This window comes from Propionimicrobium sp. PCR01-08-3 (assembly GCF_030286045.1).
GTDB lineage: Bacteria > Actinomycetota > Actinomycetes > Propionibacteriales > Propionibacteriaceae > Brooklawnia.
In genome coordinates this window covers 574049-586131 of sequence record NZ_CP127390.1, presented here as the reverse complement: position 1 = coordinate 586131, position 12083 = coordinate 574049, and the positions used below count along the sequence as shown (strand labels likewise).

14 protein-coding genes are annotated in these 12083 nt (G+C 63.5%); 6 read left to right on the top strand and 8 right to left on the bottom strand.

Going from position 1 to position 12083, the window contains the following annotated elements; translation table 11 throughout:
• Window positions 1-108 precede the first annotated feature (108 nt).
• Window positions 109-627 carry a 5-(carboxyamino)imidazole ribonucleotide mutase gene (gene purE, locus QQ658_RS02830; RefSeq protein WP_286026170.1) on the bottom strand — a complete coding sequence of 173 codons (519 nt, stop codon included), beginning with the start codon at window positions 625-627 and terminating at the stop codon, window positions 109-111.
• Window positions 624-1799 carry a 5-(carboxyamino)imidazole ribonucleotide synthase gene (locus QQ658_RS02825; RefSeq protein ID WP_286026169.1) on the bottom strand — a complete coding sequence of 392 codons (1176 nt, stop codon included), beginning with the start codon at window positions 1797-1799 and terminating at the stop codon, window positions 624-626. Before QQ658_RS02825 ends, purE begins: the two co-directional genes overlap by 4 nt.
• 34 nt (window positions 1800-1833) lie before the next feature.
• On the opposite strand from QQ658_RS02825, the gene QQ658_RS02820 reads away from it, so the two are divergent.
• Window positions 1834-2550: a Type 1 glutamine amidotransferase-like domain-containing protein gene (locus QQ658_RS02820; RefSeq protein ID WP_286026168.1), complete on the top strand. Its 717-nt coding sequence runs from the start codon at window positions 1834-1836 to the stop codon at window positions 2548-2550.
• 5 nt (window positions 2551-2555) lie between these two features.
• On the opposite strand, the gene QQ658_RS02815 is transcribed toward QQ658_RS02820, so the two are convergent.
• The 3 genes from QQ658_RS02815 to QQ658_RS02805 all read right to left on the bottom strand — a co-directional run bounded on the left by QQ658_RS02815 (window position 2556) and on the right by QQ658_RS02805 (window position 4815).
• Entirely contained in the window at window positions 2556-3074 is a 519-nt protein-coding gene (locus QQ658_RS02815; protein ID WP_286026167.1) for a P-loop nucleotide/nucleoside kinase family protein, read from the bottom strand.
• Between the two features lie 144 nt (window positions 3075-3218).
• Window positions 3219-3773 carry a PH domain-containing protein gene (locus tag QQ658_RS02810; protein WP_286026166.1) on the bottom strand — a complete coding sequence of 185 codons (555 nt, stop codon included), beginning with the start codon at window positions 3771-3773 and terminating at the stop codon, window positions 3219-3221.
• A gap of 250 nt (window positions 3774-4023) precedes the next feature.
• The gene (locus QQ658_RS02805) at window positions 4024-4815 is read right to left on the bottom strand and encodes a biotin--[acetyl-CoA-carboxylase] ligase (protein ID WP_286026165.1); all 792 of its coding nucleotides are present in this window, start codon (window positions 4813-4815) and stop codon (window positions 4024-4026) included.
• Between the two features lie 37 nt (window positions 4816-4852).
• Between QQ658_RS02805 and QQ658_RS02800 the strand changes: the two genes are divergently transcribed.
• From QQ658_RS02800 to QQ658_RS02790, 3 genes are read left to right on the top strand one after another with little or no spacing between them, the layout of a single operon-like run.
• Complete coding sequence (locus tag QQ658_RS02800; RefSeq protein ID WP_502928928.1) at window positions 4853-6424, top strand: acyl-CoA carboxylase subunit beta; 1572 nt, start codon at window positions 4853-4855, stop codon at window positions 6422-6424.
• Window positions 6421-6627: an acyl-CoA carboxylase subunit epsilon gene (locus QQ658_RS02795; RefSeq protein WP_286026163.1), complete on the top strand. Its 207-nt coding sequence runs from the start codon at window positions 6421-6423 to the stop codon at window positions 6625-6627. Before QQ658_RS02800 ends, QQ658_RS02795 begins: the two co-directional genes overlap by 4 nt.
• Window positions 6628-6644: 17 nt before the next feature.
• Complete coding sequence (locus QQ658_RS02790) at window positions 6645-7295, top strand: Maf family protein (RefSeq protein WP_286026162.1); 651 nt, start codon at window positions 6645-6647, stop codon at window positions 7293-7295.
• 820 nt (window positions 7296-8115) lie between these two features.
• On the opposite strand, the gene QQ658_RS02785 is transcribed toward QQ658_RS02790, so the two are convergent.
• Window positions 8116-8685, bottom strand: coding sequence for a hypothetical protein (locus QQ658_RS02785; RefSeq protein WP_286026161.1), 570 nt, complete (start codon window positions 8683-8685; stop codon window positions 8116-8118).
• A 220-nt stretch (window positions 8686-8905) separates the two neighbouring features.
• Window positions 8906-9397, bottom strand: a complete 492-nt coding sequence (locus QQ658_RS02780; protein WP_286026160.1) for an NUDIX hydrolase — start codon at window positions 9395-9397, stop codon at window positions 8906-8908.
• A gap of 21 nt (window positions 9398-9418) precedes the next feature.
• Between QQ658_RS02780 and QQ658_RS02775 the strand changes: the two genes are divergently transcribed.
• The gene (locus QQ658_RS02775; protein ID WP_286026159.1) at window positions 9419-11170 is read left to right on the top strand and encodes an acetyl/propionyl/methylcrotonyl-CoA carboxylase subunit alpha; all 1752 of its coding nucleotides are present in this window, start codon (window positions 9419-9421) and stop codon (window positions 11168-11170) included.
• On the top strand, window positions 11167-11688 hold the full coding sequence (locus tag QQ658_RS02770; RefSeq protein ID WP_286026158.1) for a 2'-5' RNA ligase family protein: 522 nt from the start codon (window positions 11167-11169) through the stop codon (window positions 11686-11688). The genes QQ658_RS02775 and QQ658_RS02770 overlap by 4 nt, the downstream gene beginning before the upstream one ends.
• 50 nt (window positions 11689-11738) lie before the next feature.
• Here the strand turns inward: QQ658_RS02770 and QQ658_RS02765 are convergent, their stop codons facing one another.
• On the bottom strand, window positions 11739-11996 hold the full coding sequence (locus QQ658_RS02765) for an HPr family phosphocarrier protein (protein ID WP_286026157.1): 258 nt from the start codon (window positions 11994-11996) through the stop codon (window positions 11739-11741).
• Window positions 11997-12083: the final 87 nt, after the last annotated feature.

Below are 12083 nucleotides of genomic sequence, written 5' to 3'. Positions count from 1 at the left end.
CTTCCTTGGCCTCGGCAATACGAGCAAGCTCAATTGCTCTCGCCCTTCGTCGATGTGTTTGTTGCTTCGTAACTCGACATCGTCCTTGGCCTCGGCAGATGAGCGAGCTCATTTGCCCTCGGCCTTCGTCGATGTGTTTGTTGCTTCGCGGACACGCTCCCCTTTGGCCAGCGCACTGTCACGCAGGCTCTGTTGGAACTGCACCATCTGCTCGGCGAGTTCCGGGTCGCTGGCACCCAGAATACGGACCGCGAGCAGCCCGGCGTTACGCGCACCCCCGATAGCGACCGTGGCCACAGGAACTCCGGCAGGCATCTGGACGATGGACAGAAGCGAATCCATGCCATCCAGGTACTTCAGTGGCACCGGCACACCGATCACCGGCAGCGGCGTCAGCGCGGCTAGCATCCCCGGCAGATGGGCCGCTCCCCCGGCGCCGGCGATGATGCACCGGAGCCCGCGCTGGTGTGCCTCGCGTCCGTAGCGGACCATTTCTTCGGGCATCCGGTGTGCCGAGACAACGTCGGCTTCGTAGCCGATACCGAACTCCTCGAGGGCCTCGGCGGCCGGTTTCATCGTCGGCCAATCCGAGTCGGAGCCCATCACGATTCCCACCTGTGCTGTCATCTCTCGCCTTTCATGCCGATCTCACCCATCAGGTAGCGCGCGGCGTGCTCGGCGCGGCCCCGCACCTCGTCCAGGTCATCGCCGTAGCAGTTGACGTGCCCCACTTTTCGTCCCGGACGCACCTGCTTGCCGTACAACTCGACTCGCAGCTTCGGATCCCGGGCGAAGCAATGCAGCAGCTCGCTGGGCAGATCCTCGTGGCTGCCGCCGAGCACGTTGACCATCACGCACCATGGGTCGCGTGCCCGTGGATCGCCCAGCGGCAGGTCGAGCACCGCGCGCAGGTGGTTCTCGAACTGACTGGTGTGCGCGCCGTCGATCGTCCAATGGCCGGTGTTGTGCGGACGCATGGCCAACTCGTTGACCACCACCGAGCCGTCACGGCGCTGCATCAACTCGACCGCGAGCACGCCGGTGATCTGGAGTTCGTCGGCGATATCCAGCCCGAGCTTGGTGATCCGGGTGGCCTGTTCGTCACTCAGGCCGGGAGCGGGAGTGATGGTCTCACGGCACACCCCGGCCTTCTGAATGGTCTCCGACACCGGATAGCAGACGGCCTGGCCCGATGGGGAGCGCACCACGATCACCGAGAGCTCGCGGGCGAAATCGACGAATTCCTCGCCGATGATCTCCACCTTTTCGCCCGCCGACCTGCTCAGCGCCTCGGCGAACGGGATACTCGCCTGGTCGGAGGTCTCGATCTTCCACACTCCGTGGCCGTCGTAACCGCCTCGGCTGGCCTTCGCGATGATCGGGAACCCGATCCGCTCGCCGAACGCCTTCAGCTCATCGGCATCGGCACAGGCCTGCCACACCGGAGCCGGGGCGTCCAGGCTCGTGGTCAGGCGTTCGCGCATCAGGAGCTTGTCCTGGGCGTATTGCAAAGCATCCGGGCCCGGACGCACCAGTTTTCCGTCCGATTCCAGATGCCGCAGGATCGAGGTGGGCACGTGCTCGTGGTCGAAGGTGATGATGTCGCATTCGGACGCGAAGTCGCGCACGGTCTGTTCATCGGTGTAGTCCCCGACCGTCACATGCTTGAAGACCCTCGCTGCGCCGACATCTGGCCCTTCGGCCAGCAGGCGCAGGTCAATGCCCAGTTTGATGGCCGGCGCGTACATCATGCGGGCCAGTTGCCCGCCCCCGATAACTCCGATGGTGCTGCGACTCACCCGCTCAGACTATCGCCCGTGCCATGATGGGCCTATGACCACGCACATCGTGACCATGGGTGGCGGCGGATTCTCGATGTCCGACAACAATGCCCCCACGAATCTCGACAGGTATTTGCTCGAATTGACCGGCCGGCGCTCACCGCTGGTCTGTTTCGTGCCGACGGCTTCGGCCGACGACCCGACCTATGTACGCAAGTTCCTGTCCGGTTACGCCTCGCTGGGTGTGCGCACCATGGTCCTCACCCTGTGGCAGGACGCCAAGGCGTCGCTGGCGAGGCTGCCGCAGGCCGATCTCGTGCTGGTCGGGGCCGGGTCGACGGTCAATCTGCTCGCGCTGTGGCGAGCCCACGGAGTCGACCGCGTCCTTGCCGAGATGATGAACCGCGACCAAGACCTGGTGCTCGGCGGATTGTCCGCCGGTGCCGCCTGCTGGTATTCGGGTTGTGTCACCGACTCGTTCGGCGATCTGCGTGCCTGGCCGGATGGCCTGCGGATGCTGCCCCACAGTTTCTGCCCACACTGGGACGGCGAGCGTGGCCGGCAACCGATCTTCACCGAGGCGATCGCGTCCGGCATGCTCGCGGACGGCTATGCGGCGGACGACGGCGCCGCAGTGCACTGGGTCAATGGCGTGTTCTCCGGCGCGGTGGCCGAACGCGAAGGTGCGCGGGTGGCCCGCTTCACGGCCAGCGACGAGCCGGGAGCCGGTGGACTGTCGATCGAGCAACTGCCGGTTGAGCTGTTGTAAGCCGTTCACAAATTGGCGAGTGCGTCCGACACCTCGGCGAATAGTTGATCGTGGTCGACCCCTGACGCGGTGTTGACCAGCCACCTGGGCTCGGACCCCCACGATTCGGATTCGGCGTATTTCACCACGACTTCGTCGAAGCCGATCCGCTGAATCCCGGGCGGCAGCGGCCTGGTGGCCAACCGCTCGGCGTGCACGGCCAGGTCGGTGCACACCACCTCAACGAAAAGCAGCGGGACGTTGTATTCCCTGGCCAGCGAGGTCCACATATCGCGCGCGTAGCTCGCCGAATTGGCGGCGTCCACGATGACGGTGCTGCCCAATCCGAGATTGGCGCGGGCGACCTGCTCGGCCACCAGATAGCTCGCCAGCCCGGTCGCGAAGGATCGCTCGAACTCGGCCTTGACCAAAGAGGACTCGACATCGTCCACATTGACGAGGACGCCGCCGAAGTGCTCCGCGAGACCTTTGGCGACCGTCGTCTTGCCCACGCCGGGCAGCCCAGCCATTGCGATCAACGCCATCTGTTGCTCCATTCGTCGTTGTCGTCAGGGCAGATAGCCGGGAATCCATCTGCTTCTCAGCGCGGTCGCCCGCGGTTATGCCCTCGGACAAAACCATCGCCCGCCACACTCACGACCGGACTCGGCCCGCAAGGAGCAGCTCCCTCAGTGCCAATACTCGTCCTGGCCGGCATCGGGTCCCCACGGTTCGGGGTCCGCCCAGGAATCGTAGCCGCCCCATGGTTGTGGCTGCGCCTCGTTCGACAGTTCGCTGACCGCCGCGCACATCGCCTTGATCCGGGGCAAATGGGCCAATCTCAGCTGCTGACCTCCCATGGTGGTGAGCAGCAGGGTGCCCGATCCGAATCCGAGGTCGCCGGCCGACCGGCTGATCGTGACCTCGACGACCCGGTTGAGTGGCACCTGCCGATCGTCGCGCCGCACGATGCCGGTCCGGATGATCAGCCGCTGTGTCGTCAGGGTCACACTCGTTGCCGCCCAGCGGACGATCGGTCGCAGCACGACGAAGACCGTCGCCAAGGCGCCCGCACCGATCACGATCTGTTCTCCCAGCTCGTCGAATCGAGCACCGAGGATTGCTATTCCGACCCCGGTCAGGGCGGAGATCACGAATAGTCCGAGCACCGGCCCGAATAGCGTCCGAACGTGGGGCCTGGTCACAGTGACCAATTCCTCCCCCGGATACAGTTCGAGCGCCATGGTTCCCATTGTCCCGCGACGAGCAATGGGAGCCGCTATTCCATGCCCTGATCACTCCCCGAAGTGTCTAAGGCTAAGGACCCACCAATAAATTCCCGCTGCGTGTCGCTTCCTGGATCGGGCGCCTGAGGTTCGGGTGTGCCGGTTGCCGGAAAGCGAACCTATCTTTGCTTTTTCGGTTTCGCGGCGGCAACCGGTCTCCCGGACCGACCAGAACAGCCGACCCGGAACAAGCACGGGGCCAACCCAATCAGCGCAGGTGAACGACGTCCCCCGCAGCGAATGCCTCCACCCGATCGCCCAGCTCGACGAGCAGTTCGCCGTGCTCTCCGATGCCGACCGCCTGGCCCGTCACCGAGGGGCTGTCGGGCGATTCGGCGTCGAGGTGCACGCGTACCGAGCGTCCGACAGTGGCGCAACCCGCGGCGTATTCGGCGCTCAGGTCTTCGCCGGCGTCCCATCTGGCAAACAAATCACCTAGCCGGCCTAGCACCGCAGCCGAGACCAGGTCTTTGTCGGTGGGCAGTCCAGCGAGCAGCAGACTCGTCGCCTGCGGCACCGGAAGCTCGGACTCATCGAGGGAGACGTTGATACCCCAACCGCAAATCGCCGCATTGCCCCATTCGGTGGTCACGACCTCCGACAAGATTCCGCAGACCTTCTTGCCGTCGATCAAGGCATCGTTGGGCCACTTCAACTGGACGCGATCGCCGCCGCCAAGAGCGCGCAGGCCGTCGGTCACCGCCAGCCCGATCAGCAGCGACAGCCATCCCCAAACGAAGGGTTCGCGGCGCGGCCGAAGCAGCACCGAGGTCGAGATGGACGATCCGGGCGGCGACTGCCACACGCGCTCGAAACGGCCGCGTCCAGCAGCTTGATGCTCGGCGATCAACACCTCGCCGCTGCCGGCACCCTGGCGGGCCAGATCCGCGAGATCCTCATTGGTGGATCCGGTCACCTCAATCGTCCTGATCCGCCAGAAGGACTTAGCGCCCAACAGATCGGAGATACGTTCGGCATTTGCGGCAGGCGTTCGAGGCACGCCCACGATTATGCCCGGAACAGGTTATCTTGAGGATATGGAGGTCAACAGCACTGCCGGCAAACTCGCCGATCTCGGCTTACGTATCGACGACGCGATCCATGCGTCCGGCCCGCAAGCCGTCGAGAAGCAGCACGCACGCGGCAAGATGACTGCCCGCGAACGCGTTCTCGCTCTGGTCGATGAGGGCAGCTTCACCGAGATGGACCAGTTCGCCCGGCATCGCACCACCGCTTTCGGCATGGACGCCAAACGCCCCTACGGCGACGGCGTGATCATCGGAGTCGGCGAGATTCACGGACGTCAGGTCTGTGTGTTCAGCCAGGATGTCGGGGTGTTCGGCGGTTCGCTCGGCGAGGTGTACGGATCGAAGATCGCCAAGATCCAGGACTTCGCGATCAGCACCGGGTGCCCGCTGATCGGCATCAACGAGGGCGGCGGCGCGCGCATTCAAGAAGGGGTTTCGTCGCTGGGCGCCTACGGCGACATCTTCTTGCGCAATGTGCAGGCGTCCGGGGTGATCCCGCAGGTCAGCATCATCATGGGCGCCGCGGCCGGTGGTCACGTCTACTCCCCGGCGCTGACCGATTTCATCGTGATGGTCGATCAAACCAGCCAGATGTTCATCACCGGTCCGGAGGTCATCAAGACCGTCACCGGCGAGGACGTCTCGATGGAAGACCTCGGCGGTGGCCGCACCCACAACACCAAATCGGGAAATGCCCACTACCTGGCGGTGGACGAATCGGATGCGCTCGAATACGTGCGCGAGCTGATCACCTATCTGCCGCAGAACAATCTCGAGGACGCTCCGATCTACGAGTTCGCCGAGACCGCCGACCTCGATTTCACCGACCGCGACCGCACGCTCGACCAGCTGGTGCCCGACAACCCGGCACATGCCTACGACATGCGCGAAGTGATTCGCACCGTGCTCGACGAGGACGAGTTCTTGGAGGTCATGGAGCTTTATGCCCCGAATGTCATCTGTGGGTTCGGACGCGTAGAGGGCCGCAGCATCGGTATCGTCGCCAACCAGCCGAACGTGTTGGCCGGCTGTTTGGATACCAAGGCATCCGAGAAAGCAGCCCGGTTCGTCCGCACCTGTGATGGATTCAACATTCCGGTGCTGACCTTCGTCGACGTGCCGGGGTTCTTGCCCGGCGTCGAGCAGGAGTACGACGGCATCATCCGGCGCGGCGCGAAACTGATCTACGCCTACGCCGAGGCGACGGTGCCGCTGATGACCGTCATCACCCGCAAGGCCTACGGCGGCGCGTACATCGTGATGGGCTCCAAGCATCTGGGCGCCGACGTCAATCTGGCCTGGCCGACCGCTCAGATCGCAGTGATGGGCGCCGAGGGCGCGGTCAAGATTCTCTACCGCAAGGAGCTCACCGGCGCCGACGACCCCGCCGCGAAATCCGATGAGCTCGTCGATAGATACAACCAGACGCTGGCGAATCCCTATGTGGCCGCCGAGCGGGGCTTCATCGATCAGGTGATTTACCCGCACGAGACCCGGGCCCAGGTGATCCGTTTCCTGCGTGCCCTGCGTACCAAACGCGAGGCGATGCCGCCCAAGAAGCACGGGAACATCCCGCTATGAGTGACTACCAGGTCGTCCGCGGCAACCCGACCGACGAGGAACTCGCCGCAGCGGTCGTGGTGCTGGCTGCCCAGCTGGCCGAGCCGGCACCTGCGCGCGCCAACCAAGACCGCCCGATCGCCGGCGGCTGGAACTCGTATTGGCGCAAGGTCCGCCAGCCGTTCGTCTCCGGTCCGGAGGCCTGGCGCGGCAGTCTGCGGTAGGCGATTAGGCTGGACGCGTGCCGAATGCTACTTCTGTGCCGCAGCCTCGCCGGGTCGTCCTCGGGTCGAGTTCTCCTGCCCGTCTGATGACCTTGCAGCAGGCAGGCATCGAGCCGGACGTGGTGGCTCCCGATGTGGACGAGTCACAGGTGCAGCGAAGCGCGGGCGGTGAACTGACGTCCGAGCTGGCGAGGCTCAAGGGCGAGGCGGTGCTCGCGAAACTGGGGGCGTCCGGCGGGCTGGACGAGCCATTGGTGTTGCTGGCTTGCGATTCGATGCTGGAGATCGAGGGCCGGGTATACGGCAAACCAGGAACGCAGGAGGCCGCGATCGTCCGCTGGTATCGGATGCGGGCCAGGCAAGGGCTATTTTTCACCGGGCATTTTGTGGCCCTGGTCGCGGGGCCGGAAGACATCCGTAGCCAAGTCAGAGTTGCCGAGACCGGCGTCACCTTCGCCGATCTGACAGACGCCGAGATCGCCGCCTACGCCGCGACCGGGGAACCGCAGAAGGTGGCCGGTGGGTTCACCATCGACGGCATCGGCGGCCCGTTCGTCACGTCGATCACCGGCGACCCACACAACGTGGTCGGCATCTCGCTGCCGCTGGTCCGTCAGATGCTCCTCGACCTGGGCGTCCAATGGCAAAGCCTGTGGGATCTGGGCTGACCTTCACGCCACGAATTCGATCAGTGACGACAATGCTCACCAACTATTTTCGCTCGGCACAGTCAGCGATGGAGCCATCGTCTTGACACACAAGAGGAGCATCAAGCTCCACCGTTTCGCGGTGGCCGGGGACACCTGAAACCACTCCGCAGGCCCTGCCGTGCGACCAGCCTCTGTCAACAATCAGATAAAGAAGCCTGCGACGCTGTTCCGGACTAACGGTGCTTTCGCGTGAGTCATGAGAGGCCTCCAGCTCGTTTGGGTGCGAATAGTGGTGACCCGCATCCTGCCGGAGGCCTCTCCCTACCTCACCCCAACCCGCTGTTCACAACGTTCCGGGGAAAATACAACCTAGACGACCTATAGCCACTGCGTTCCACACTCGATCGCATTCGACGACTGACTCTTGCAGTATCTTGGCCAAGATGCGTCACCAGTACTTGGCCCTTCAGCCACGCCATAACCTGAGCCATACGACACCATGCTGCCACTTGACGTTCGCGCCCAAGTCTCGATCAGGACTGATGGTGATTGCCCATATGCCAAGGAGTTGCCCGGAAGTGAGGGACCGCCTTTTGTCTCTCCGCCAGCCACTATTCCACAGAAATAGCGATTAGCAACTTGCTGGGTCCCACACCAATCAGCGTTTGGCTGCCATGAAGCGCCAGTATCAGGATCAGCGTTCGCAGTCGACACACTCATCGCACCCACCAGGGCCAATGCCAGCGACACTCCAGCTAGATTCGATTTAATGCTCATGATCCCTGCTCCTTGAGAATTTCGTTACTATTTTTACAAATGCCCTCATTTAGAAATAAATTTATGCGCAGTATCTCACACCTTCGGGAAACGTAAATTCGCTAGCATCACCCCCTTCCACTTCCACGGATCTCTTGCCGTCGAAAGAGCGAGCCGTGAATGACTCGTGGCCTGTGGGGTTCACGATTGTCGCCATATTACTTTCAACCAGACAAAAGAGGCCATCGTTCGATTCAACGTAATCAAGCCCGTCCTGCACAACGATATATGCTGTCAATTCTCGCCCTTCACCGGCGTAGAAAGCCGCATATTGTGGAAGATCCGCCACAGTCCTACCGCAATTCATGAAGGCGCGCTCGCTTCCATACTCGGCTACCGTGCAAACAATGCCGTCCTGATTAAGCCCAAGATAGATCCTGCCTTCAGGAATTTCGCCCACCCAGCGCCACTCATCCGGCAGTCCACCGCCAAACGATTCCGGTAGCCGAGATTGAGGGTCATCAAATTCGTTATGCGGGCGATCCAGAACAGAGAGTCTGTTCTCGGCCGAGCATGCGCCAAAGGTACCGAGTCCGGCCACCAGGCAGAGGAAAAGGAACATTCGACCTATTGCACGAACAGCTTGACGCATCGAAGCTCCTGGGAGGGAAGTCGACTGTGACTACCTGGTTAAGGCCAGCATGGGACATGCCAGCGTACAAGTCAACAGCTAACGCGAAATTCCTTCACGGGATCCCTTATCCCTGATGCCGAGCACATGACAGGGAGCGGGTGCGGCATGGGTGTCGTTTCATACGCCCGACCGAGTTCAGGGTCGGACGGGCCGCCTCCGATAATACGCACGGTATGCGTCAGCGCGGCAGGCCTTCCAGCACCACATCGGCGGGGTTGGTGACCGCAACCTGGATCCTCGCGAGATCGGATTCCGGAATCGACTCGGGCAAGGCGTCCAGCCGGAACCAGCCGACATCCACCGACTCGTCGTCCCCCACAATCGGCTCACCCGACACCCAGCGCGCCCGAACCGTGTGATCCAGGTAGTCGGTGACATCGCCATTCGAGTAGCGCACCGGGCCGTGTACTCCCACCGACACCAAACGGTCGATCTCGATCACCACGCCGGTCTCTTCCAGGCATTCTCGCTTGGCGGCCCCGGCAACGGATTCGGCGGGCTCCATGATGCCTTTCACCGGCGTCCAGTTGCCGTCGTCCGAGCGGCGAACCAGCAGCACCTCCTCGGGAGCAGCCAAGGGACGCAAGACAACCGCCGTCACCCCCGACAGCCACAACCGATCGTGACCGATTTTTGACCGAAGAGCAGCAACGAACTCGGGAATAGGCATGGGATAAGTAGACTCCGGATCATGACGATCACCAAGCTGCTGGTGGCCAACCGCGGAGAGATCGCGGTTCGTGTCATCCGGGCTGCACGCGACGCAGGCATTGCCTCGGTCGCTGTTTATGCCGATTCAGATTCCGCATCGCTGTTCGTAGAGCTCGCGGACGAGGCCTTTGCGCTCAACGGCGCGACCCCGGCCGAGACCTATCTCAACATCGGCAAGTTGCTCGACATCGCCGAGCGTAGCGGCGCCGATGCCGTACATCCCGGCTACGGGTTTCTCTCCGAGAACGCCGACTTCGCGCAAGCCGTCATCGACGCGGGCCTCACCTGGATCGGCCCTCCCCCGTCCGCGATTGATGCCCTCGGCGACAAGGTGCAGGCCCGCCACATCGCGCAGAAGGTCGGCGCCCCCTTGGTGCCGGGCACCTCCGATCCGGTGACGGACGCCGACGAAATCCTCGCCTTCGCCGATGAGCATGGTCTGCCGATCGCGATCAAGGCCGCCTACGGCGGTGGCGGCCGTGGCCTCAAGGTGGCCCGGCAGCGCTCCGAGATCAAGCCGATGTTCGAGTCGGCCACCCGCGAGGCGATCACCGCCTTCGGACGCGGCGAATGCTTCGTGGAGCGCTATCTCGATCGTCCGCGGCATGTGGAGACCCAGTGCCTGGCCGACCAGCACGGCCAGGTCGTGGTGGTGTCGACCCGTGACTGCTCGCTGCAGCGCCGTCACCAGAAACTTGTCGAAGAGGCGCCGGCGCCCTTCCTCAGCGACGAGCAGCTGACCAGGCTCTACGAGTCGTCCAAGGCGATCTTGCGCGAGGCAGGCTACGTGGGTGCCGGCACCTGCGAGTTCCTGGTCGGTGTCGACGGCACGATCAGTTTTCTCGAGGTCAACACCCGGCTGCAGGTCGAGCATCCGGTCAGCGAGCAGGTCACCGGATGGGATCTGGTGCGCTGGCAGTTCGCGATCGCCGACGGCGCGCGGCTGCCCGATTCCGATCCGGTGATCAGCGGCCACTCCTTCGAGTTCCGAATCAATGCCGAAGACGCCGGACGCGGATTCATGCCAGGGCCCGGCACCCTGACCAGGTGGCGTCCCCCGTGCGGGCCGGGCGTGCGGATGGACGAAGGCTACCGGCGTGGCATGACGGTGCCCGGAGCTTTCGATTCACTGCTCGGCAAGCTGGTGGTCACCGGCGCCACCCGCGACGAAGCCCTGGCCAGAGCTCGCCGAGCCACCGATGAGTTCTTGATCGAGGGCATGCCGACCGTGCTGCCCTTCCATCAGGCAGTTTTGAACGATCCGGCTTTCACCGCTGCCGACGGCATATTCGGCGTCTACACCGATTGGATCGAGACCGGGTTCACCGGCCACATCGAGCCCTACACCGGTGAGCTGGGCGAGCCCGACACCGACGTGCCGTCCAAGGCTGTGGTGGTCGAGGTCAATGGACGCCGCATGGAGGTCAAGGTGCCGGCCAATCTCGGCGGTGGCACCGGGCCCGTCAAGCCGAAGAAGCCGACCCGTAGGGCACGCTCGGCCGCCCCGGCCGATCTCTCGGACGCGCTGACCTCGCCGATGCAGGGCACTATCGCCAAGACGGCCGTGGCCGAAGGCGACACCGTGGCCGAAGGCGACCTGATCGTGGTGCTGGAGGCGATGAAGATGGAGCAGCCGATCAGCGCGCACCGCTCAGGTGTGGTGCGTGATCTCGTCGAGATCGGCACCTCGCTCACCTCAGGCGAGATGATCTGCCAGATCGTCGAGGAGTGACCGACCTCGCGGGCTGGCCCGGGCATGCGGTTCTGCAGATACCGGTGCCGGAGATGGAAGACTGGATCGTCGATCGGACCCGGTTCTACGACACCGCGTTTCTGAGCGACGATCCCGGCTTCCACCACGCGCACATCACTGTGCTCGCACCGATCACCACCTGGAACCTGGACGCGATAGCCGACCTCGCGGCGTCCAGTTCACCTTTCGATTTCGAGCTTGCTGATATCGCCGTGTTCCCCGGCGGCACGATCTATCTGCGCGCGGACCCGGTGCGGCAGTTCAAGAGGCTCATTCACACGGCCTGGCGGGCGCATGCCGATGTGCACCCGTATGGCGGCGATGATCCGCTACCTCACTTGACTTTGGACCGGCTGTCGGAGACGGTCAGTGTCGCATCCACCCGTAAGTTGATCACCCGGCCGCTGCCCGTTCATGGACGCGCGAACTCGCTCGAATTGGTTTGGTATCGCGCCAACGAATGCCACCTGATCGAGCGGTGGACGCTGGGAGCATAAAAAGTGGGCCTGCAACCTCATGGCGCAGGCCCACGTGTGGCCTCCCGAGGTCAGGCGTCGAGATCCTTCTCGATGAGCGCTGCGATTGCGTCCACGGCCTCGGCATTGTCGGACTCTACGGTGACCTCACTGCCGTGTTCGGCGCCCAAGGTCATGATGAGCAGCACTGAGGATGCATCCACCGGATCGCCGTCAGCGAGAGCGATCGTGATCTCATCGTCATACTCGCCTGCGGCTGCCGCAACGGTTGCCGCGGGGCGGGCGTGCAGTCCAACCGACGAGCCAACAACGACGGTCTTCTTGGCCATGGCATATCTCCTTTGAATCGGCTTCACGAGACCGCCCCGCTGCTCGCGATCTATCACGAAGCCACTAGCGCAATCTCTGATTGGCCA